At 58.0% G+C, this 20,709-nt stretch carries 21 protein-coding genes; 6 read left to right on the forward strand and 15 right to left on the reverse strand.

Going from position 1 to position 20,709, the window contains the following annotated elements:
- The first annotated feature begins 17 nt into the window (after window positions 1–17).
- From ACP0KA_RS04835 to ACP0KA_RS04845, 3 genes are all read left to right on the forward strand, one after another.
- Complete coding sequence (locus ACP0KA_RS04835; RefSeq protein ID WP_424627706.1) at window positions 18–233, forward strand: hypothetical protein; 216 nt, start codon at window positions 18–20, stop codon at window positions 231–233.
- 105 nt (window positions 234–338) lie between these two features.
- Window positions 339–587, forward strand: coding sequence for a DUF2188 domain-containing protein (locus ACP0KA_RS04840; RefSeq protein WP_424627707.1), 249 nt, complete (start codon window positions 339–341; stop codon window positions 585–587).
- Between the two features lie 90 nt (window positions 588–677).
- Window positions 678–806: a hypothetical protein gene (locus tag ACP0KA_RS04845; RefSeq protein ID WP_424627708.1), complete on the forward strand. Its 129-nt coding sequence runs from the start codon at window positions 678–680 to the stop codon at window positions 804–806.
- Between the two features lie 40 nt (window positions 807–846).
- On the opposite strand, the gene ACP0KA_RS04850 is transcribed toward ACP0KA_RS04845, so the two are convergent.
- Genes ACP0KA_RS04850 through ACP0KA_RS04860 form a run of 3 tightly spaced genes read right to left on the reverse strand, consistent with a single transcriptional unit; the run spans window position 847 to window position 1,895 of the window.
- Entirely contained in the window at window positions 847–1,089 is a 243-nt protein-coding gene (locus ACP0KA_RS04850) for a DUF3297 family protein (protein WP_424627709.1), read from the reverse strand.
- 30 nt (window positions 1,090–1,119) lie between these two features.
- Window positions 1,120–1,599 carry a glutathione peroxidase gene (locus tag ACP0KA_RS04855; RefSeq protein WP_424627710.1) on the reverse strand — a complete coding sequence of 160 codons (480 nt, stop codon included), beginning with the start codon at window positions 1,597–1,599 and terminating at the stop codon, window positions 1,120–1,122.
- A 29-nt stretch (window positions 1,600–1,628) separates the two neighbouring features.
- On the reverse strand, window positions 1,629–1,895 hold the full coding sequence (locus ACP0KA_RS04860) for a hypothetical protein (protein WP_424627711.1): 267 nt from the start codon (window positions 1,893–1,895) through the stop codon (window positions 1,629–1,631).
- A gap of 231 nt (window positions 1,896–2,126) precedes the next feature.
- Here ACP0KA_RS04860 and ACP0KA_RS04865 point away from each other — a divergent pair, with 231 nt between their 5' ends.
- Window positions 2,127–2,759 carry a hypothetical protein gene (locus ACP0KA_RS04865; protein WP_424627712.1) on the forward strand — a complete coding sequence of 211 codons (633 nt, stop codon included), beginning with the start codon at window positions 2,127–2,129 and terminating at the stop codon, window positions 2,757–2,759.
- 50 nt (window positions 2,760–2,809) lie between these two features.
- Here the strand turns inward: ACP0KA_RS04865 and ACP0KA_RS04870 are convergent, their stop codons facing one another.
- The 12 genes from ACP0KA_RS04870 to ACP0KA_RS04925 all read right to left on the reverse strand — a co-directional run bounded on the left by ACP0KA_RS04870 (window position 2,810) and on the right by ACP0KA_RS04925 (window position 17,178).
- The gene (locus ACP0KA_RS04870) at window positions 2,810–3,583 is read right to left on the reverse strand and encodes a fumarylacetoacetate hydrolase family protein (protein ID WP_424627713.1); all 774 of its coding nucleotides are present in this window, start codon (window positions 3,581–3,583) and stop codon (window positions 2,810–2,812) included.
- A 73-nt stretch (window positions 3,584–3,656) separates the two neighbouring features.
- Window positions 3,657–4,631: a 2-dehydropantoate 2-reductase gene (locus ACP0KA_RS04875; protein WP_424627714.1), complete on the reverse strand. Its 975-nt coding sequence runs from the start codon at window positions 4,629–4,631 to the stop codon at window positions 3,657–3,659.
- A 186-nt stretch (window positions 4,632–4,817) separates the two neighbouring features.
- Window positions 4,818–5,252, reverse strand: a complete 435-nt coding sequence (locus ACP0KA_RS04880; protein ID WP_424627715.1) for a CBS domain-containing protein — start codon at window positions 5,250–5,252, stop codon at window positions 4,818–4,820.
- Window positions 5,253–5,467: 215 nt separating this feature from the next.
- Window positions 5,468–6,352, reverse strand: coding sequence for a succinate--CoA ligase subunit alpha (gene sucD, locus ACP0KA_RS04885; RefSeq protein WP_424627716.1), 885 nt, complete (start codon window positions 6,350–6,352; stop codon window positions 5,468–5,470).
- Window positions 6,353–7,555 (reverse strand): ADP-forming succinate--CoA ligase subunit beta, encoded by a 1,203-nt coding sequence (gene sucC, locus ACP0KA_RS04890; protein WP_424627717.1) that lies wholly within the window; start codon window positions 7,553–7,555, stop codon window positions 6,353–6,355.
- Window positions 7,556–7,747: 192 nt separating this feature from the next.
- A complete protein-coding gene (oxlT, locus tag ACP0KA_RS04895) occupies window positions 7,748–9,037 on the reverse strand; it encodes an oxalate/formate MFS antiporter (RefSeq protein WP_424627718.1) in 1,290 nt (429 codons plus the stop codon).
- A gap of 261 nt (window positions 9,038–9,298) precedes the next feature.
- Entirely contained in the window at window positions 9,299–10,810 is a 1,512-nt protein-coding gene (locus tag ACP0KA_RS04900) for a tripartite tricarboxylate transporter permease (RefSeq protein ID WP_424627719.1), read from the reverse strand.
- A 29-nt stretch (window positions 10,811–10,839) separates the two neighbouring features.
- Window positions 10,840–11,343 carry a tripartite tricarboxylate transporter TctB family protein gene (locus ACP0KA_RS04905; protein ID WP_424627720.1) on the reverse strand — a complete coding sequence of 168 codons (504 nt, stop codon included), beginning with the start codon at window positions 11,341–11,343 and terminating at the stop codon, window positions 10,840–10,842.
- A 60-nt stretch (window positions 11,344–11,403) separates the two neighbouring features.
- Window positions 11,404–12,411 (reverse strand): Bug family tripartite tricarboxylate transporter substrate binding protein, encoded by a 1,008-nt coding sequence (locus tag ACP0KA_RS04910; RefSeq protein ID WP_424627721.1) that lies wholly within the window; start codon window positions 12,409–12,411, stop codon window positions 11,404–11,406.
- Window positions 12,412–13,334: 923 nt separating this feature from the next.
- A complete protein-coding gene (gene frc / locus ACP0KA_RS04915; protein ID WP_424627722.1) occupies window positions 13,335–14,615 on the reverse strand; it encodes a formyl-CoA transferase in 1,281 nt (426 codons plus the stop codon).
- A gap of 65 nt (window positions 14,616–14,680) precedes the next feature.
- On the reverse strand, window positions 14,681–16,417 hold the full coding sequence (gene oxc / locus ACP0KA_RS04920; protein WP_424627723.1) for an oxalyl-CoA decarboxylase: 1,737 nt from the start codon (window positions 16,415–16,417) through the stop codon (window positions 14,681–14,683).
- A gap of 35 nt (window positions 16,418–16,452) precedes the next feature.
- Window positions 16,453–17,178: a GntR family transcriptional regulator gene (locus tag ACP0KA_RS04925; RefSeq protein WP_424627724.1), complete on the reverse strand. Its 726-nt coding sequence runs from the start codon at window positions 17,176–17,178 to the stop codon at window positions 16,453–16,455.
- A 345-nt stretch (window positions 17,179–17,523) separates the two neighbouring features.
- On the opposite strand from ACP0KA_RS04925, the gene ACP0KA_RS04930 reads away from it, so the two are divergent.
- Window positions 17,524–19,692, forward strand: coding sequence for an acetate--CoA ligase family protein (locus ACP0KA_RS04930; protein WP_424627725.1), 2,169 nt, complete (start codon window positions 17,524–17,526; stop codon window positions 19,690–19,692).
- A 121-nt stretch (window positions 19,693–19,813) separates the two neighbouring features.
- Window positions 19,814–20,659 (forward strand): IclR family transcriptional regulator, encoded by an 846-nt coding sequence (locus tag ACP0KA_RS04935; RefSeq protein WP_424627726.1) that lies wholly within the window; start codon window positions 19,814–19,816, stop codon window positions 20,657–20,659.
- The last annotated feature ends 50 nt before the right edge of the window (window positions 20,660–20,709 follow it).

Genomic DNA, 20,709 nt, shown 5'->3' on the forward strand with positions numbered 1-20,709 from the left:
CCCCGGGAGGCTTCGCGATGAGCGATTGGCAAGGCATCGACAGCGCACCAAAGGATGGGACATTCGTTCTTCTGCACAATCCCGACTGGCCGAACGACGTCGAGGGATTCTGGCACCGGCCGAGCAACGCGTGGTCCGCGAACGTCCGGATCAGGGATATTGAGAACCGGATTGTCGGCCCCGAGCCTCCGACCCACTGGAAGCCGCTGACACCAGAACAGCAAAAGTACTGACTCGTGTGGCGATGCGAACTTCGGAATCCGGACGCTAGCCCACCATTTCTGCGGAACAGCCGGCTCAACCCGATGTTAGGTTGAGACCACTACGGAGGTCTCAAGATGGCAAAGGTCGTTTATCAAGTGGTCGAACACGACGGCGGCTGGGCCTACACATCCAACGGCGTTTTTTCGGAAACCTTCCCCAGCCACGATGCCGCCCACGCGGCGGCGGAACGCGCCGCCAACGAACAAAAAGTGCCGGGCCGGACCGAGGAGATTCAGTACGAAGATGGCCAGGGCGAATGGCACAACGAGACCGCGAAAGGTGACGACCGGCCAACGACCGAAGTGGTGGACCGGAAGACTTAGGTGCTTCTTTCACGTGAACTGATAGCGGCGAATTGTCCACACTGAGGTCAGCGGATTGCCAGGCCGGACAGTGCCCTCTACAAGCGACCCATGGTCAAAGCACTGCAAAACTGGCTGAACGCCCATGAACTGCCGGCCATCATCGCCGGCGTTCTTGGCGCTGTCGTTCTGCTCTCACTTGTTCTTGTCGTGGGTGGCTACTGGCTTGTGACGCCGTAAGAGCGTTTGCCAAGCCAGAGCGGACACCAGCCTCTCGCAACTATACCTTGTCGCGGAAATACGGTTCGACAGTTCCCGTCAGCTTGATGGTGACAGGATTGCCGAAGCGGTCTTTTGCAGAACCGGCTGCGACCCGCACCCAGCCTTCGCTGACACAGTATTCTTCGACGTTGTTCTTATCCGCGCCCTTGAAGCGGATACCAACGTCACGCGCGAGCACCTCGGCGTTGTAGTAAGGGCTGCGGGGATCATTCGAAAGGCGGTCCGGCAGTTCGTCGCTCATTTTCTCAATGTCCTGGTTTGCACATCCTGATCACAGGAGGCTCTCAATTTTTTTGGCCAGCGCTTCGGGCTTCGTCATCGACCCGTAGCGCGCGATAGCCTTTCCGTAGCGATCAACAATGAACTTTGTAAAGTTCCATTTGATCGCCTTCAAACCGAGAAATCCCGGCTGTTCATTGGTCAGATACGCATACAGCGGATGGGCCTTGGCGCCATTCACATCGATCTTGGCAAACAAGGGGAACGACACCGCGTATCTCTGCGAGCAGAACGCCGCGATATCACGCGAATCGCCCGGTTCCTGACGACCGAATTGATTGCATGGGAAACCAAGCACCGCAAAGCCGCGGGGGGCAAACTGCTGATGGAGCGCCTGGAGTGATTCGTACTGGGGTGTGAAACCGCACGCGCTGGCAGTGTTCACGATGAGCAGGACCTGCCCTTTGAATGTGCCGAGAGACAGTTTCTCACCGGTGATTGTCGCTGCAGTGAAATCGTAAACGCTCGGCACGTCATATCCTTAGTGCGCCGTCCCCTTGATCAGGTACGCCGCCCGCTTTTTTCTTCGTTGGCAAGCCAGTCCGACAATTTCAGCGTTGTCGTCCCGGAAGCCGCTTTTTTCGGTTTGGCGCCTCGCGGCGCAACTTTCTTTGGAGGAGCCGCAGCAGCCTCAGCGGCTTCCTTGGCCAGCCGGAGCTCTCGCAACCTTTCCATATTGAGGCGCACGGCACGGCCCTGCGCTTCGTAATCAGCCATAGCCTTTTCAGCTTCAGACTGCGGTGGCGTTCGCTTCTTGGATGCGCTCATCGTCGTCCTCCGGGGTGGCTTGCTAACTCATTGTCGTTCTTAGCCGATCCGGGGCCGGATGTCTCCCTCCGCTCGCCCAGGGGCCGGCGGAAGGGCCTCGCGGCGGCTCAATTTAGCCCGTATTGGCAACGTTTCATCAAAGCCTGACCCGGTTCCCAGGCCTGAAACGCCACAATTCTTAGGCATTTTGGACTAAGGTTCGGACCATCTATTCGCCGTCGAGACAACCGCGTGGCAATCAGGACGACCTATCTCTTGCTGACCTGCTGCGCCGGGGGGCTTGCCGCCTTTGGCGGTTGGTGGTTGGGCGAGCAGTTGTTTTTCCAGAACGCTTCGGCATCCCTGACCAAGGACGAGACTGAAGTCGTCGCCCAATATCCTGTCTCCAACCGCGACATCAAGAACGATCGGGCGATCATAGCCGCGCCTGAGGACCCCGGCCCTGTCAGCCAGATACTCGCGACAGCCAACGCCTATCTCACTGCTCCTCCGCCGCGCGTTGTCACGCCAAAGCCGGAAAAGCCGTCACGGCTGCTGCTCAGCGACATGCAGATTGCGGGAATCAAGCAGCGCCTGAAGCTGACGGCTGCACAGGAAAGGTACTGGCCTCCGATGGAGGCCGCCCTGCGCGACGTCATGGTGCAGGTCTACGACTATCAGAAGCGCGGGAAGAAATCCGGTGAGGAATCCTTCGACACGGAAAGCGCCTCTGTGACACGGCTGAAAGAAACGTCGCGAGCACTGTTCACACAATTGCGAACCGACCAGAAGAACGAAATCATGATGCTGGCGAGAATAGCCGGCGTGTCATCGGTCGTCGCCGAAATCACCGGCGGAAAAGCTGTCGCGAAGAACGACGAGTAAAGTCCTTCACCTTACGCTGTTGCAGCGAGAGGCCTCCCCTCATCATTTCCTTACTGCCGGAATTCGTTGGTCAGCTCGCCGATGCCATCGATCGCGACCGTGACGGTATTGACCTGCTCTTTCATCACGCCGACACCAAGCGATGTGCCGCAAGCGATCAGATCGCCCGGCAGGAGAGTCATGTCATGCGAGATCATGCTCACGAGCCGCTGCGCGCTGAAGATCATGTCCGAGATTGGATAAGACTGACGCTCCGCACCATTGAGGATCGTGCGCACCGCAAGCTTCGCAGGATCGACGCCCGTTGTAATGACGGGGCCAAATGGACAAAAATCGTCAAATCCCTTGGCACGCGCCCATTGAGCGAATGTCGCATCCTTGCCGATGATGTCAGCCGCCGTGATATCATTGACGCATGTGTAGCCGAGGATGAAGTTATCCGCTTCTTCCTCCGCCACCCGGCTGCACAGCTTGCCGATGACGATGCCGAGCTCGCCTTCATAGACCACCTTGCCGTCATAGGATGACGGGCGCTTCACCACGGCATCAGGTGCAGTCACCGTCGTCGGCGCCTTCAGCAGATAAAGCGGCTCCGCCGGCTCCGCGACGTTCAGCTTTGCCGCCAGGGCGTGAAAATTATTCCAAAGCGCGATGACCTTGGTCGGCTCGGTCGGCGACAGCAACTGGACGTCCGCAAGCTTCAGCTTCTTGCCGTTGGGCTGCGCGCCATTGAACATGTTCCCGCTGTGAACCGTGATGTCGCTGTCCGTCAGCGTCCCGAAACCAACCGCATCCTCGTGACGAAAGCGAATCCAATTCTTCATTGGGTGAGAACTCCAAAATCAACAGGCATCATTTCGCGCTGGACGGGCTTCGACCACACGCCGTCCTGTTTCCTCAATAAAGTCCGGCAATTTTTCCGCGCTGCGCGACCAATGCCAGAACCGTGTCGATGGTTGGTGTCGGGAAATGCGCCAGGCGGCCCATTTCCTGCACGGCCGTGATCAAAGGATCGATTTCCATCGGCCGCCCGCGTTCGAGATCCTGCAGCATCGACGTCTTATGGGCTCCAACTTTGCGAGCTCCCTCGATGCGACGTTCGACATCGACGCGAAACTTGATGCCGAACTCCTCCGCGATCTCCTGGGCTTCAAGCATCATGGCCTTCGCGACGCCGCGCGTGCCAGGGTCACTGCCGATGACGTCAAGCGTCGCATGGGTCAGCGCACTGATCGGATTGAAGCAGACGTTGCCCCACAGCTTGAGCCAGATTTCATCCCGAATATTCTCAAGGACCGGAGCCTGCAATCCCGCTTTCGAAAACATTTCGGACAGACGCTCGACATCGGCACTTTTCTCACCGGAAGGCTCGCCGATCGGAAACCGGTCGCCGTAAACGTGACGAATGACGCCCGGGGCTTCGATTTCGGTGGCAGGATAGACCACGCATCCGATCGCCCGCTCGGGGCCAAGTTCACGCCATTGCCGGCCGCCGGGATCGATACTTTCGAGCATCGATCCTTCGCAGGTGTTTCCATGCTTGTAAAAATACCAGTAGGGGATGCCATTGACCGCGGTGACGATACGCGTTTTTGGTCCGAGCAATGGCTGCATCGCCTCGATGACGCTCGTGATCGAATGTGCCTTGAGGCAAATGATGACGAAATCCTGCGGTCCAAGCTCTGCAGGATTGTCGGTACAGCGCGGGTGCACCACGCGCTCTTCATCCCCGATCAGCAGCCTGAGACCATTGGCCTTCATCGCCGCGAGATGCGCTCCGCGCGCAACCAGGCTGACATCGGCACCTGCCAAGGCAAGCTGAACACCGAGATAGCCACCGATCGCACCAGCACCATAAATACAAATCTTCATCGCATGCCCCAATCATGGCCAAAACAACTGTGACGCTTCCCGCTTACGTTTGTGCACGCGGGCCTAGGTCATCGAGATCGATCTGAAATATTGAGACGTGTTCTTTGATCAGATCAGGGATCGAAGAAAAAAAGCAGAGCGCCACCACGGCGCAATCTGTGCGATCGCGCTCTGCAGGGAGAACCGTCAGGCGTAAGCGAACTGGGCAGGCGAGACCGGCCTCGAACCTTCGAACACACCGTTGATATCCCGCATGCTGATGACACCGATCAGCGTATGATCGTCGATCACCGGCAGGTGGCGGATATGATTGTCGTCCATCAAATGCCGCGCATGCTCGAGCGTATCGTGAGAGCTGCAGGACACGAGATGCTGCACCGAAATCAGTGCTGACACCTTCATGTTCAGTCCCGTGGCGCCGTGCTGGGCGACCGCGCGGACAACGTCGCGCTCAGAGAACATGCCGACGGCGACATTGCCCTCGGTGCGACAGACGTCTTTGACAACGAGCGAACTGACATTTTCCGCGCGAAGCAGACGGGCGGCAGTGGCGACGGTTTCGTTCATGCGCACAGTGGCGATGCGCGTGCCCTTCCGATGCAGGATGTCTCCGACTTTCATCACAACCTCCCCTGATTGGTCACGTTCGTTTTTTCGTTAAAAGGAGATTGGTATACATTATACCAAGAGTCAATCAGGATTTTGAAGATTCTCCCCGTGGCATGCCAGAAAAATGGCGGGTGATTTCAGGCTCAAAGGAGTAACTGGCCGTCGTGGGGCCAAAAAAAAGGCGGCCACTCGATGGCCGCCAGTCGCTCGATCGATCCTGGGGGAGGTTAGTGTCTTAGGACCTCAACGAGAGTCTTTCCGAGACGCGCGGGCGACGGTGAAACGCGAATGCCCGCGGCCTCCATGGCTGCAATCTTGGATTCCGCATCACCCTTGCCGCCCGAGATGATGGCTCCGGCATGGCCCATACGGCGGCCGGGAGGCGCCGTGCGCCCGGCAATGAAGCCGACCATGGGCTTCTTGCGACCGCGCTTGGCTTCATCCTTGATGAACTGCGCCGCATCCTCTTCAGACGAACCACCGATCTCACCGATCATGACGATCGACTTCGTTTCGGAATCTGCCAGAAACAGTTCGAGCATCGAAATGAAGTCGGTCCCCTTGACCGGATCGCCGCCGATACCGACCGCGGTGGTCTGACCGAGACCTTCGGCCGTGGTTTGATAGACCGCCTCATACGTCAGCGTGCCCGATCGCGAGACAATGCCGACATTGCCCTTCTTGAAAATATTGCCGGGCATGATGCCGATCTTGCATTCGCCGGCAGTCATCACCCCGGGGCAATTCGGGCCGATCAATCGCGACTTGGATCCTTCGAGGGCACGCTTGACCCGTATCATGTCCGCCACCGGAATCCCCTCGGTGATGCAGACAATGATCGGCACTTCAGCATCGATCGCCTCGCAGATCGCATCTGCAGCGCCTGGCGGCGGGACGTAGATCACGCTCGCATCCGCACCGGTCTTCTCGCGCGCCTCTGCGACGGTATCAAACACCGGAAGATTGAGATGCTGCGAACCGCCTTTGCCGGGCGACGTGCCTCCGACCACCTTGGTCCCGTAAAGCAGAGCCTGCTCGGAATGGAAGGTGCCGTTCTTGCCGGTAAAGCCCTGGCAGATGACCCTGGTGTTGCTGTCGATGAGAATAGACATTTATGCGGCCTCCTTGCGCGTCGCGCGCACGATTTTCTGCGCGGCATCGTCGAGGTCGTCAGCTGAGACGACATTCAATCCGGAGTCCGCAATCACTTTCTTGCCAAGTTCAACATTGGTGCCTTCAAGTCGCACGACAAGCGGCACGGTCAACCCGACCTCACGCACCGCTGCGACAACACCTTCCGCCACGACATCACAGCGCATGATGCCGCCAAAGATGTTCACAAGGATGCCCCTGACGTTCGGATCCGAAGTAATGATCTTGAAAGCCGCAGCCACCTTTTCCTTGGTGGCACCGCCGCCGACGTCGAGGAAGTTTGCCGGCGTCGCACCATAGAGCTTGATGATGTCCATGGTCGCCATCGCGAGGCCCGCACCGTTGACCATGCAGCCGATGGTGCCTTCGAGCGCGATGTAGTTCAGGTCGTATTTCGAAGCCTCGATTTCTTTCTCGTCTTCCTCGGTGAGATCGCGCAGCTTGACGATCTCCGCGTGACGATAGAGCGCGTTGGAATCGAAATTGATCTTGGCATCAAGACAACGCAGGTCACCCTGCTTTGTGACCACGAGCGGATTGATCTCGAGCATCGCCATGTCTTTGGCGACAAAGGCGCTGTAAAGCTGGCTGGTGAGCCTTTCTGCCTGCTTGGCGAGGTCGCCGGTCAGGCCCAGTACCTGCGCCACTTTGCGGCCGTGATGCGGCATCACGCCGGTTGCCGGATCAACTGAGAACGTGACGATCTTCTCGGGCGTGTCGTGCGCAACCTTCTCGATGTCCATGCCGCCTTCAGTAGAGACAACAAACGCAACACGCGATGTCTCGCGATCGACCAGCATCGAAAGGTAGAACTCCTTCGCGATATCCGAACCATCCTCGATGTACAGACGGTTGACCTGCTTGCCGGCCGGCCCGGTCTGCACGGTGACCAGCGTGCGCCCGAGCATTTCCTTGGCGAAGGCCGCAACCTCGTCGATGGACTTCGCCAGCCGTACACCGCCCTTGGCGTCGGCAGGCAATTCCTTGAACTTGCCCTTGCCGCGGCCACCCGCATGGATCTGCGATTTAACGACGTAGACAGGCCCCGGCAGCGTCTTCGCCGCAGCAACCGCCTCCTCGACTGTGAAGGCCGGCTCTCCCGCCGAGACCGGCGTGCCGTAACTCTTCAGGACAGCCTTGCCCTGATATTCGTGAATGTTCATGGCGTACTCCCATTGTCGGCCAGGCGGCCGAAATTGGACAGCAATGCTGTCCATAATTATGTATTATGTATACCAGAGAATGCCTGAGCCCGCCTGAGAGTCAAATCCTTTTCGCGGGCAAGACCACGCAAAATAAAGAAGCGCGCCCATCCGGGGGGATGAGCGCGCTTTTTCAACCACTTAAGTGGACGATCAGGTGGCTTGGGCGTTGGCCACGACCACCTTGCGCCATGGCTTCAGCAGCATGATGGCGAGAAGCGACGCCATGATATTGGCCCCGGCCGCGATGAGGAACACGCTGTCCCAGCTTCCTGACGACTGCTGCATATAGTTGCCGAAGGGGACCAGAAGTGCAGCGGTCCCCTTCGCCGTGTAGAGCAAGCCGGCGTTCGTGGTTGCGAACTTCGATCCGAACGTATCCGTGCAGGTTGACGGGAAGAGAGAATAAATCTCGCCCCAGGCAAAGAACACGAAACCGGAAAGCAGCACGAACCACAGCGGATCGTGTCCCCACAGGTACAGCAGGTAAATGCCGATACCTTCCATGCCGAATGCGATGAACATCGTGTTTTCGCGGCCGATCATGTCCGAGATCCAGCCGAAGAACGGGCGTGTCAGACCGTTCAACACGCGGTCGATGGTGGCCGCGAATGTCACCGCCGTCATGGTCACCGCCATCAGCGTCACGGGAGTGCTGTCGATTTTCCAATCGGCGGCGATCGGCTTGAGGTTTGCCGTGACCATCAGTCCGCCGGCGCCCACGATGACGAACATGAAGTACATCAACCAGAAGATCGGCTGGCGGATGACTTCTGTCGGCAGGTAGTTGCGACGCGACTGCTGGAGACTCGCATTCTGCACAGGTGGTGGCACCTGTCCCGCCTTCGGCGCAAACAGCATGAACGACAGGATCACGATGATGATTCCCTGTCCCAGACCGAAATAAAGGAAAGTGGTCTGGAAACCAGAATCCTTGATCATGGCCTGGATCGGCGCCACCGTGAGTGCAGAGCCTGCACCAAATCCTGCGGCCGTGATGCCCGCTGCCAGACCTCGCTTGTCTGGAAACCACTTCAGCGCGTTACCGACGCACGTCCCGTACACGGCGCCAGCACCGATGCCGGCGATGATCATTCCAAGGTAGAAGCCATGGAGCGATGTTGCCTGGGCATTGAGCGCCCAACCGACGGCACAAAGGATTCCGCCGACGAGAACAACAATGCGCGGCCCGTACTTATCGACAAACCATCCCTCGATAGGCACGAGCCACGTTTCGAACAATACGAACAGGGTGAAAGCCCACTGGATCGACGCACGATCCCATCCAAATTTTTTCTGAATGTCCGGGACGAAGAACGTCCATCCGTACTGGTAGTTTGCGATCATCACCATCGCGCCGACGCCGATAACCAATTGCATCCAGCGATAGGTGTCACTAACGCGGCCGGCCGCAGGGGCCGCCGTATGAACAGTATCAGCCATAGTTCCTCCTGATGGTGCCTTTGTTCTGTTTGAATGGCGACAAGGCTACCGGGCGCGCATCTTGGTATATGATATGCCAGTCGACAAGAGGTAATCGAGGTTCAATGCGTTTTTGACGATCCGGTAACGGAGTATGCATCCAAACAAAAAGCTCGGCCTAAGCCGAGCTTCTTTTCTCGTATCACCAACAGGATAGACGCGATCTTAAATCGAAGAGCTTCATTGGCCTCGCAGAGATGCAAAGCCAATGAAACTCTTTTTTTACATCGCGGTCTTTGGCGCGCGCGACTGCAGCCACGCAAGGCCATTCGAGATCAGCGGCCAGAACAGTGCGATCAATCCCAGCGCCATGATGGAGCCCACCAAACCGTTGGAGAAGAACACACTGAGACTGCCTTGAGACCCAAGCAGCGATTGCCTGAAGGCTTCTTCCGCCTTGTCGCCGAGAACAATGGCCAACACCATCGGCGCAAGCGGATAGTTGCATTTCTTCATGACGTAACCGACCACGCCGAACACCAGCATCAAGATGATGTCGAAGGCATTGTTGTGCACGGTGTAGGCGCCGATCGCACACAGCACCAAAATAACCGGCGCGATGATGCTGAACGGAATACGCAGGATCGCAGCAAACAGCGGCACGCAGGTGAGAACAACGATCAATCCCACCAAGTTGCCCAGATACATGCTGGCGATCAGGCCCCACACGAACTCTTTCTGTTCTACGAACAAGAGCGGCCCGGGCTGCAAGCCCCAAATCAGCAGACCGCCAAGCAGCACGGCTGCGGTTGGCGAACCTGGCACGCCGAGGGAAAGCATCGGCAGCAAAGCCGCCGTGCCCGCCGCGTGAGCCGCTGTCTCCGGCGCAACAACACCTTCGATTTCGCCCTTCCCGAAATTCGCTCCTTGCTTCGACATGCGTTTGGCAATGCCGTAACTCATGAAGGACGCGGGTGTGGCGCCCGCAGGCGATATACCCATCCAAACTCCGATAAGACACGACCGCAATGAAGTCGCCCACAGTCGCGGCAGTTCTTTCCAGGTCTGCAACACCACCGTCGCGTTGATCTTGGCGGGCTTGCCTCTGAAGTTCAGCCCCTCTTCCATCGTGAGCAGGATTTCACCGATGCCGAACAGACCAATGACCGCGATCAGGAAGTCGAACCCATTCAGCAATTCTGTGAAGCCGAATGTTAAGCGGAGCTGACCTGTCACGCTGTCCAGCCCGACGGTCGCCAGCGCGAATCCGATCATCATCGAAACGACCGTTTTGAATGGCGGCTCCTTGCCCATTCCGATGAAACTGCAGAATGCGATGAAGAACACCGCAAACTTTTCTGCGGGACCGAACTGCAGCGCGAATTTCGCCACCAGCGGTGCAACCAGCGTGATCATGATCACAGCGAACAACGCACCGACGAATGACGATGTGAAAGCAGCTGTCAGCGCCTCACCCGCCTTGCCTTTCTGCGCCATCGGGTGCCCGTCGAATGTCGTGGCGACGGACCACGGCTCTCCGGGAATATTGAAGAGGACCGACGTAATCGCGCCGCCGAACAGCGCTCCCCAGTAAATACACGAGAGCATGATGATCGCCGAAGTGGGCGACATGCTGAACGTCAGCGGCAACAGGATGGCGACGCCATTCGCACCACCAAGACCGGGCAAGACGCCGATGACGACGCCGAGCATGATGCCTACGACCATCACAAGGATATTGAATGGCTGCAGGACCGTCGCGAAGCCGTGAAACAGATTTAAAACTTCTTCCATATCGCTTCTCCAACCACAGCTTCGTTTTTTCAGAGACCGAGCAGATCTTCCAATGGTCCCTTCGGCAGTGGAATGAGAAACCATTTTTCAAAGAACAGATAGATCGCGATGGGGACACCCAGGGCGATGGCTGCAGTGATGGTCCACGGGTACTGGCCGAGCCACTTCATGAACAGCGCGATGAGAATGATCGAGCAAACATAAATGCCGAGATACGGCACGGTGAACACGTAGACCGTGGTTGGAATCACGACGCAGAGGACTTGGCGCAACTGTCCCCATTCGGCGAACAACTGGCCGTTATCTTTTTCCATCCATAGCTGAACGCAATTCACGAGGCTCGCGAGAACGATCACGATACCGACGCAGAACGGAAAAAATCCAGATTTCGGCCCCTCGGGCCCCCAGCCGGTCCCCGCCTTCAGACCCCCGGCGATTGCGATCAACCCGGCCAGGATACAGACCCCAGCCACCGCAAATTCCGTCGATCTGTGCGACGGACCACGGCCAAGCTCACTTGAATGCTCGCTCATCTCACTTCCCCGCGCTTCATGGCTGCCGGTGGCAATGCCACCGGCAGAGTTGTCGTTGGATTATTGTGATGCTGCCAGGAAGCCGGCATCCTTCATAAGCGCCTGATGCCGTGTCTCTTCGTTCTGGACCCAGGCCTTGTATTCGTCGCCGATCATGAACGTCTGATTGAAGGCACCATCCTTCATCAGGTTCTGCCATTCCGGCGTCTCGCGAACCTTCTTGAGCAGATTGACGTAGTATTCGACCTGTTCCTTCGTCGCCTTCGGTGACGTAAAGAAGCCGCGCAACATGAGATACTCGACATTAAGTCCTTCGGACTTGCATGTCGGGATATCGCTCCATGATTTTCCGTCGTGGATGACGTCCTTGTAGGACAACTGTTTGCTGTCAAATACGCAAAGCGGCCGCACCGCACCGCCACGCCACTGGGCAACGGCCTCAATGGGATTGTTGACGCTGGAATCAATGTGCTTCCCGACGAGCTGAACTGCGACCTCTCCACCGCCGCGATATGGAATGTAAGTGAACTTGGTGCCGGAGGCTTTTTCGATCGCGACCGTGATGATCTGGTCTTCCTGCTTCGAGCCGGTGCCGCCCATCTTGAACTCACCGGGCTTGGCCTTCACGGCCGCGATGTAATCCTTCACCGACTTGTACGGGCTTTCCGCATTCACCCAGAGAATGAATTCGTCGAGCGCCATCATCGCCACAGGCGTCAGATCCTTGTGACTGAAGGGAATGCCGGTGCCCAACGGCGTCGTAAAAAGATTCGACAGCGTGATGACGAGCTTATGCGGATTTCCCGCGGAGCTCTTGACGTCGAGAAAGCCTTCGCCGCCGGCACCGCCGGCCTTGTTGACCACCACGATCGGCTGCTTCATCAGTTGGTGTTTGGTAATGATGCCCTGAATGGTGCGCGCCATCTGGTCCGCACCACCGCCGGTGCCTGCAGGGACGATAATCTCGACGGGGCGGGTCGGCTCCCACGCAGCCGAAGCTGGTGTGAGAGCAAGGGTCGCACAAAGTGCAATTCCAAGACTTGATATCTGGATCGGCAATCGCAGCATTCTATCTCTCCCTGGACATCGTTTTCCGCCGCTCAACGTCGGCTTGATAAAGGTCGTCAGACAATTCTCAGTTTAGAGTCCTCTCGCTCTTGGTGGCGAATTGCGCGCGACAGCATTCGCGATACTGCCGCTGCCGCTTGACCGCAGCTTTTGTTGTGAAGATAAGGGGCGCACCACTTTGCCCCCCGCGAGGGGCACGCGCAGCCGAATTGGACGCGCCACTGCGCATCACGGGACGAGAACGGTTGCCTGCCGGGCGTCGCGATGTATGATCAGCGATCCGGACGATCCAAGCGACCGCCGCTGGAACGGTATCAGCCATCAATCCCCTCCCGAGTGCGCCGTTCAGTTGAATGCGACGGTCGCTGCTCGAACTCATCCTTGTATGCGATATGCCAGCGCACAAGTGTTATTCCGGGTAGTTACCTTCTGGCGGTGCAGCATCGACGACGAGTGTGACAATGAAAAAGGCCCCGGAAAAACCGGAGCCTTTGCAAAAAAACAATTTTTTGGCTCGCAACGATCACGAGCGAGGGGGTGTCTGCCCCTTAGAGCCCGAAACGCGGCAGGTCGCCGTTACGAGCTGAAATCTGGGCGCTCTTCATCAGCATTTTGTCAATGAAGGCAACGATTTGACGCAGAATTCCGTTCGAGGAAGCGTAACCGAGGGAAGCAGCTTTGGACATTTCAGGGGCCTTTCAAAATCAGTCATTTCAACATCAGCGTCACCTCTCGGCGCCGCGTTGACCCCAATCTAGGTATACCAGATACCAAGCTCAACGTTTGATTTTGCATAGCAGCATTGGAAATGCCGCAACGCAATATGCGACAAAATGCCGCTCGCCATTCCCCAGTGACGCCGGCGCAAAAAGAAAAGGCCGACGGAAACCGTCGGCCTCTGATTTGCCCTTTGGGGGCCCGAATTACTCGGCCGCCTGAACCTTCGGCGGAGGCGCCAATGCGCCTGAATTGTGGATTTCCGCAACCTGGTTGTCGTTGAAGCCGAGCACCTGCTTGAGGATTTCATCAGTGTGCTCGCCAAGCAGCGGCGAACGGGTCACTACGGTCGGGCTGTCCGACAGCTTGATCGGATTGCCGACCGACAGATACTTGCCGCGCGCCGGGTGATCGACCTCGACGATGGTGCCCGTCTTGCGAAGGGACTGATCGTCGGCCAATTCCTTCATCGACAGAATCGGACCGCACGGGATGTCATCCTTGTTGAGGATCTCCATCGCCTCGAACTTCGTCTTGGTCATCGTCCACTGTTCGATGCGCGCAAAGATCTCATTGAGGCGAGGCAGACGTGCCAGCGGCTTGGCGTAATCCGCATGGGTCTTCCAACCTGGTTCGCCGATCACATCGCAAATCTTCTCCCAGACCGGCGCCTGGGTGATGAAGTAGATGTAAGCGTTCGGATCGGTTTCCCAGCCCTTGCACTTGAGAATGCGGCCGGGCTGACCACCACCGGAATCGTTGCCTGCGCGTGGCACCGCATCTCCGAACGGAATGCCTTCGCCAAACTGGCTGTATTCCTTGAGCGGCCCGTGTGCGAGGCGTTGCTGATCACGCAGCTTCACGCGGGAAAGGTTGAGCACGCCATCCTGCATGGCGGCGGTGACCTTCTGTCCCTTGCCGGTCATCGTACGCTGATAGAGAGCAGTGACGATACCGAGTGCGAGGTGCAAGCCGGTGCCGCTGTCACCGATCTGTGCGCCGGTCACCAGCGGCAGACCGTCACGGAAGCCGGTGGTCGAAGCTGCACCACCGGTGCACTGCGCGACGTTTTCGTAGACCTTGCAGTCCTCGTAAGGACCAGGACCGAAGCCCTTGATCGAGGCCACGATCAGCTTCGGATTGATCTTCTGGATAGTTTCCCAGGGGAAGCCCATACGATCCAGCACGCCGGGGCCGAAGTTCTCAACCAGTACATCGCACTTCTTCATCAGCTCGGTCAGAACCTCTTTGCCTTTCGGGTTCTTGGTGTCGAGCGTGATCGAGCGCTTGTTGTGGTTCAGCATCGTGAAATAAAGGCTGTCCGCGTTCGGAACATCCATCAGCTGCCCGCGCGTGATGTCACCGACGCCAGGGCGTTCGACCTTGATCACGTCGGCGCCAAACCACGCCAACAACTGCGTGCAGGTTGGCCCCGACTGCACGTGGGTGAAATCGAGAATACGAACGCCTTTGAGCGCCTGTGTCATTTGTAGTTCTCCCTAACGCTAGTTCCTGTGTCTATCGAATGAGTGAATAACGAGCTGCGGCCGGCTTATTTCTTCTTCACCACGCTTTGCGGATTGAGATTGCCGATGCGGCCGCTTTCGCTGCCGGCGGTCGGATCAATCACTGCGTTGATGAGGGTCGGCTTCCGCGAGTCCATGGCAGCGTCGACGGCGCGCTTCAGTTCGTCCGGCGTCGTCACGTTGACGCCGACACCACCGAATGCCTCCATCATCTTGTCGTAGCGCGAATCCTTGACGAACACAGTCGTCGCAGGATCGGAGCCGCCGGTGTTGACGTCGGTGCCGCGATAGATGCCGTTATTGTTGAAGATCACGATGCAGACCGGCAGGTTGTACCGGCAGATCGTCTCGACCTCCATGCCCGAGAAACCAAAGGCGCTATCGCCTTCAACCGCGAGCACGGACTTGCCCGTTTCGATGGCAGCGGCCACAGCGAAGCCCATGCCGATGCCCATCACGCCCCAAGTACCGACGTCGAGGCGCTTGCGCGGCTGATACATGTCGATGACACCGCGCGCGAGGTCGAGCGTGTTGGCGCCTTCGTTGACGAGGATCGCGTCCGGACGCTCCTTGATGACGGTGCGCAGCGCACCGAGGGCACCATGGAAGTCCATCGGAGCTGAATTCTTCATCAGCTTCGGTGCCATCTTGGCGATGTTCTCTTCGCGCTTCGTCTTGACCGCATTGGTCCAGTCGGACGGTGCAGCCGTCCACTTGTCGCCCATGCCTTCGAGAAGAGCCGACACACAGGAGCCGATATCGCCGACGACCGGGGCAACGATCTCGACGTTGCTGTCCATTTCCTTCGGCTCGATATCGATTTGAATGAACTGCTTCGGTGCGGTGCCCCAGGTCTTGCCCTTGCCGTGTGACAACAGCCAGTTCAGGCGTGCGCCGATCAGCATCACGACGTCGGAGTCTTTCAACACCGTCGAACGCGCTGCGCCCGCGCATTGCGGATGCATGTCGGACAGAAGGCCCTTCGCCATGCTCATCGGCAGGAACGGAACGCCGCTCTTTTCGACCAACGCTCGGATTGCGTCGTCAGCCTGCGCATAAGCCGCACCCTTGCCGAGGATGATCAGCGGGCGCTTCGCGCTCTTTAGAACGTCAAGCGCGCGCTTGATTGCTGCGGGCGCAGGAATTTGCGCCGGCGCTGCGTCGATAACCTTGACCAGCGACTTGGCGCCGGCATCAGCATTCATGACCTGAGAGAAAAGCTTCGCCGGCAGATCGAGATAAACACCGCCGGGACGTCCCGATACGGCAGCGCGGATCGCACGCGCCACGCCGATACCGATGTCGGCCGCGTGCAACACGCGGAACGCCGCCTTACAGAGCGGCTTGGCGATCGCGAGCTGATCCATTTCCTCGTAATCGCCCTGCTGCAGATCGACGATCTCACGCTCGGACGAGCCGCTGATCAGGATCATTGGGAAGCAGTTGGTGGTGGCGTTGGCCAGCGCGGTCAAACCGTTGAGAAAACCGGGTGCCGAAACCGTGAGACAGATGCCGGGCTTTTTGGTCAGGAAGCCCGCGATCGCGGCCGCGTTACCTGCGTTCTGTTCATGCCGGAACGAGATGACACGAATGCCTGCAGCCTGAGCCATACGGCCGAAGTCGGTGATCGGAATACCTGGCACGCCATAGATCGTGTCGACTCCGTTGAGCTTCAACGCATCGATGATCAGATGAAAGCCATCCGTCAGTTCCTGCTGGTCGTCTGCGCCTGTCGTTTCTGGCTTATTTGCCGTCGTCAGCATCAATGGCCTCCCTGATACCTTTTCTTGATGTTGGTCTAACCGAAGATTTCCTGGCCATGCGTCTCGACATAAGTCGCAAGTCCAAGGGTGTGATCGCGCGCCAGCTTCTCTGCCAGCTCGGTGTTTCGCTCTTCAAGCGCTTCAATGATCGCCATGTGCTCAGTCAACGACGTCGACATGCGCTCTTCGCGCCCGATGGTCAGTTGCCGATAACCGCGCACATGCAGAAGAATATCGTTGGTCATATCGACCAGGACCTGCGACTCGCTCAGCGAGATCAAAGCCTGGTGAAAAGCGATGTTCGCTTTCGAATACTCCCCGATATGGTCCTGCGGCAGACGATCCTTGTTGAAGTCCTTAAAGAAAGTCCGCAGCGCCGAAATATCTTTCTTGCGCGCGGTCGTGGTGATGAGGCGAGCCGCCATGCTTTCCAGCGCAGCCCATGCGCGGATCATGTCGACAACTTCTGTCTTGGTCTTGCGTACGACAACGATACCGCGGCGTGGCACGGTCTTCACAAAGCCATCCTGCTCGAGCATCGCGATGGCTTCGCGGATCGGTGTACGGCTGACCCCCAGATGCTCAGACAAAGCGCGCTCGTCGAGCATGACGGGCTCAGGATTGGCGTAGATGTCCATCTTGAGGATGGCATCTTTCAAGGCCTCATAGGCCTTGTTCTTGAAACTGGCTTCAGGCGCAATCCGAACGATCGCGATATCGGTATCGGTCAAAGGCGCCTTCGATATTTTCTGCGTAGCCATGAATCATCTCCCCTCTTTAGAGAGGCGGTAATACCACGGTGGGTAAGGTTTATGTACTTGGCATACCAGATGCCACCATGTCAAGTTGACCTGTATTGACGGGCGGCGCTCGATTAACGCGCTTGACATTTTGGTTCTTGGCATACCAAATGCCAAGGTCGGTCATACCGCCTGCACAGATCTTATCTAGGCTTCATGATGGCTTTGATCGAACGGTTGGCTGAGCCGAATCCGTCAACGGTCTCGCGTTGATAGATATCAGAATGTGGAATTGAAGTGCGCGAGTAAACCGTCCTGAGTCTTGCGCGCGATCCAGGCTTAATAAGGACGTGACAGGAGGAAGCAATGGCTCATTCACAGGACGCAGCCCGCAAAGTTGACGTCGGACAACAAGCAAAAAGCGAGGTCCGGAAAGTTCTTGATGCGGTGAAGGCAGACGGCCGCAACAGCCTCACCGCCCCGGAAGGCAAGCTTGTTTGCGACGCATATAACATTCCTGTTCCAAAAGAAGGTCTGGCAAAGTCCGCCGCCGATGCCGCGAAAATCGCGACCGGTATGGGCTTTCCGGTGGTGATGAAGATTGTCTCCCCGGACATTCTCCACAAGACCGAAGCCGGCGGCGTCATTGTCGGCGTGAAGACCGCAGCTGATGCCGAGAAGGCTTACGACACCATTCTCGCGAACGCGAAGAAGTACAAGGCTGACGCCAAGATCGAAGGCATCCAGATCCAGCAGATGCTGCTGGGCGGCACCGAGGTCATCGTCGGTTCGATCACCGATGGATCCTTCGGCAAGCTGGTGGCTTTTGGCCTCGGCGGCGTCCTCGTGGAAGTCCTCAAGGACGTCACCTTCCGCCTTGCTCCTGCGACCCGCGACGATGCGCTCTCGATGCTGGACGGTATCCAGGCTCACGAAATGCTGCGCGGTGTCCGCGGCGGCGACCCTGTGAACCGCGACGCGCTCGCTGACATCATCGTCAACGTTTCGCAACTCGTCAGCGATTTCCCTGAAATCGTTGAACTCGATCTCAACCCGGTTTTCGCAACAAAGAAGGATGCGATCGCCGCTGACGTCCGCATCGTCGTCGACTTCGATTACAAGCCGCGCCCCGCGCCGCGCTCGAACGAAGAAATCGTCACCGCGATGAACCGCATCATGCAACCGAAGGCCGTCGCCGTCATCGGCGCATCGGCTGAAGCCGGCAAGATCGGCAATTCGGTGATGAAGAACCTCATCAACGGCGGCTATAAGGGCAAGATCTATCCGATCCACCCGAAGGCTGACGAGATCATGGGCATCAAGGCCTATAAGAGCGTCAAGGACGTGCCGGATACGATTGATACCGCTGTGTTCGCAATTCCTGCGAAGCTCGTTGCTGCGGCTCTGACCGAATGCGGCGAGAAGAAAATCCCAGGCGCCGTGTTGATTCCGTCAGGCTTTGCCGAAGCGAACGAGCCTGCTTTGCAGGAGGAAATCGTCGAGATTGGCAAGAAGTACAATGTGCGCCTGATGGGACCGAACATCTACGGTTTCTATTATACGCCGGCCGATCTCTGCGCGACCTTCTGCACGGCCTATGACGTCAAGGGTTCGGCGGCGCTGTCGTCGCAATCCGGCGGCATCGGCATGGCGATCATCGGCTTCTCGCGTTCGGCCAAGATGGGCGTGTCGGCGATCGTCGGTCTCGGCAACAAGTCGGACATCGACGAGGACGATCTGCTCGCCTTCTTCGAGCAGGATCCGAACACGACGATCATCGCGCAGCACTGCGAAGATCTGAAGGATGGCCGCGCCTTCGCGGAAGCCGCCAAGCGCGTCTCCAAGAAAAAGCCGGTCGTTGTTCTCAAGGCCGGCCGTACATCGGCAGGCGCCAAGGCCGCGTCGTCGCACACCGGCGCGCTCGCCGGCAACGACAAGATCTACGAGGATGTCTTCAAGCAATCCGGCGTTATCCGCGCCCGTTCGCTTCGTCAGCTCCTCGAATTCGCGCGCGGCATCCCGGTGCTGCCGACGCCGAAGGGAGAAAACGTTTTGATCATCACCGGCGCCGGTGGATCGGGCGTGCTCCTCTCCGACGCGGTGGTTGACAACGGCCTGTCGCTGATGGCGATGCCGCCGGATCTCGACGCCGCGTTCCGCAAGTTCATCCCGCCATTCGGTGCAGCCGGCAATCCGGTGGACATCACCGGTGGCGAACCGCCGATCACTTATGTGAACACCGTCAAGCTCGGCCTGTCGGACGATCGCATTCACTCCCTGATCCTCGGTTACTGGCACACCATCGTCACTCCGCCGATGGTATTCGCCAAGAACATGGTCGAGGTGAAGAAGGAGATGGAAGCGAAGGGCATCAGCAAGCCGATGGTCGCATCGCTTGCCGGCGACGTCGAAGTCGAGGAAGCCGCCGAATATCTCTACCAGAACGGCATCCCGGCTTACGCCTACTCCACCGAACTTCCGGTCGAAGTGCTCGGCGCGAAGTACAAGTGGGCACGCGGCGCAGGCCTGCTCTAAGCCACAATCCAAATGCCGCTCCGGCCTCCGGGGCGGCATTTTCGACCAAGCCGTCAATCATGGATCGAACCGATCCAACGCAAAGCGACCTTCATTCCGCATTTGATGGGAGTAGGTAGCGATGAAAAAAGATGCAATCAGACGGAAAGCCGTCACCCCACGCCCCGCGACAGATACGGATTCCGAAGTAAAGGACGGCGGCGTACAATCCGTCGACCGCGCACTGTTGTTGATCGAGACGCTTGCGGAAGACGACGAAGGCTACCGGCTGACAGATCTGGCGATCCGGACCGGCCTTTCTCCCTCCACTATTCACAGACTGCTGACAACGCTCGAGAACCGACGCTTTGTTCAATTCGATCGTGAAGGGGCGACCTGGCATGTTGGCGCAAAGAGCTTTGCAGTTGGCGCGACATTCGCCCGCCGTAGGAATTTTGTGACCCAGGCAATGCCGTTTCTCCGGAGGCTTCGTGACGAAACCCGTGAAACGGCCAACCTCGCTGCCGTTGATGAAGGCGCCATGGTGATTCTAACCCGTCTTGAGAGCCGCGAAATCATGCGGTCGGTGACAAAGGTTGGCGGTCGCGTTCCGATGGTCGCTTCCGGGTTGGGAAAGGCCCTCTTGTCCACATACTCGGAGGAAGATGTCTTCGCCATCATTCGACGCGAAGGCATGCCGAAATTGACATCCAAGTCGATCGTGCGGGCTGGTGAGCTGTGCAAATCGCTCCACGATATCCGCGAGCGCGGCTATTCGGTTGACGATGAGGAAGCACAGGTCGGTCTGCGCTGCGTATCGGCCGTCGTTTATGATGATCGCAGCGAACCTCTCGCGGCGATTTCCGTGTCCGGCAAAGCGTCCCGCGTTCCCGACGATCGTCTGCCGGTGCTGGGCCAATTCGTGCGACAGGTCGCAGATGAACTGACCACGGCGCTTGGCGGAGTTATGCCGGCTGCGCCGAAATAATTGAGCCAAACTGCAAAACAACTTGTTTCACGACAGGGATGTTGACTAGT

Source organism: Bradyrhizobium sp. SYSU BS000235, from assembly GCF_049747295.1.
Taxonomy (GTDB): Bacteria; Pseudomonadota; Alphaproteobacteria; order Rhizobiales; family Xanthobacteraceae; genus Afipia.

What these genes read in the sequence shown, in the direction of transcription:
- ACP0KA_RS04835 (WP_424627706.1), top strand. Translation starts at nt 18, where the DNA reads ATGAGCGATTGGCAAGGCATCGACAGCGCACCAAAGGATGGGACATTC.
- ACP0KA_RS04840 (WP_424627707.1), top strand. Translation starts at nt 339, where the DNA reads ATGGCAAAGGTCGTTTATCAAGTGGTCGAACACGACGGCGGCTGGGCC.
- ACP0KA_RS04845 (WP_424627708.1), top strand. Translation starts at nt 678, where the DNA reads ATGGTCAAAGCACTGCAAAACTGGCTGAACGCCCATGAACTGCCGGCC.
- ACP0KA_RS04850 (WP_424627709.1), bottom strand. Translation starts at nt 1,089, where the DNA reads ATGAGCGACGAACTGCCGGACCGCCTTTCGAATGATCCCCGCAGCCCT.
- ACP0KA_RS04860 (WP_424627711.1), bottom strand. Translation starts at nt 1,895, where the DNA reads ATGAGCGCATCCAAGAAGCGAACGCCACCGCAGTCTGAAGCTGAAAAG.
- ACP0KA_RS04870 (WP_424627713.1), bottom strand. Translation starts at nt 3,583, where the DNA reads ATGAAGAATTGGATTCGCTTTCGTCACGAGGATGCGGTTGGTTTCGGG.
- ACP0KA_RS04875 (WP_424627714.1), bottom strand. Translation starts at nt 4,631, where the DNA reads ATGAAGATTTGTATTTATGGTGCTGGTGCGATCGGTGGCTATCTCGGT.
- ACP0KA_RS04880 (WP_424627715.1), bottom strand. Translation starts at nt 5,252, where the DNA reads ATGAAAGTCGGAGACATCCTGCATCGGAAGGGCACGCGCATCGCCACT.
- sucD (WP_424627716.1), bottom strand. Translation starts at nt 6,352, where the DNA reads ATGTCTATTCTCATCGACAGCAACACCAGGGTCATCTGCCAGGGCTTT.
- sucC (WP_424627717.1), bottom strand. Translation starts at nt 7,555, where the DNA reads ATGAACATTCACGAATATCAGGGCAAGGCTGTCCTGAAGAGTTACGGC.
- oxlT (WP_424627718.1), bottom strand. Translation starts at nt 9,037, where the DNA reads ATGGCTGATACTGTTCATACGGCGGCCCCTGCGGCCGGCCGCGTTAGT.
- ACP0KA_RS04900 (WP_424627719.1), bottom strand. Translation starts at nt 10,810, where the DNA reads ATGGAAGAAGTTTTAAATCTGTTTCACGGCTTCGCGACGGTCCTGCAG.
- ACP0KA_RS04905 (WP_424627720.1), bottom strand. Translation starts at nt 11,343, where the DNA reads ATGAGCGAGCATTCAAGTGAGCTTGGCCGTGGTCCGTCGCACAGATCG.
- ACP0KA_RS04910 (WP_424627721.1), bottom strand. Translation starts at nt 12,411, where the DNA reads ATGCTGCGATTGCCGATCCAGATATCAAGTCTTGGAATTGCACTTTGT.
- frc (WP_424627722.1), bottom strand. Translation starts at nt 14,615, where the DNA reads ATGACACAGGCGCTCAAAGGCGTTCGTATTCTCGATTTCACCCACGTG.
- oxc (WP_424627723.1), bottom strand. Translation starts at nt 16,417, where the DNA reads ATGCTGACGACGGCAAATAAGCCAGAAACGACAGGCGCAGACGACCAG.
- ACP0KA_RS04925 (WP_424627724.1), bottom strand. Translation starts at nt 17,178, where the DNA reads ATGGCTACGCAGAAAATATCGAAGGCGCCTTTGACCGATACCGATATC.
- ACP0KA_RS04930 (WP_424627725.1), top strand. Translation starts at nt 17,524, where the DNA reads ATGGCTCATTCACAGGACGCAGCCCGCAAAGTTGACGTCGGACAACAA.
- ACP0KA_RS04935 (WP_424627726.1), top strand. Translation starts at nt 19,814, where the DNA reads ATGAAAAAAGATGCAATCAGACGGAAAGCCGTCACCCCACGCCCCGCG.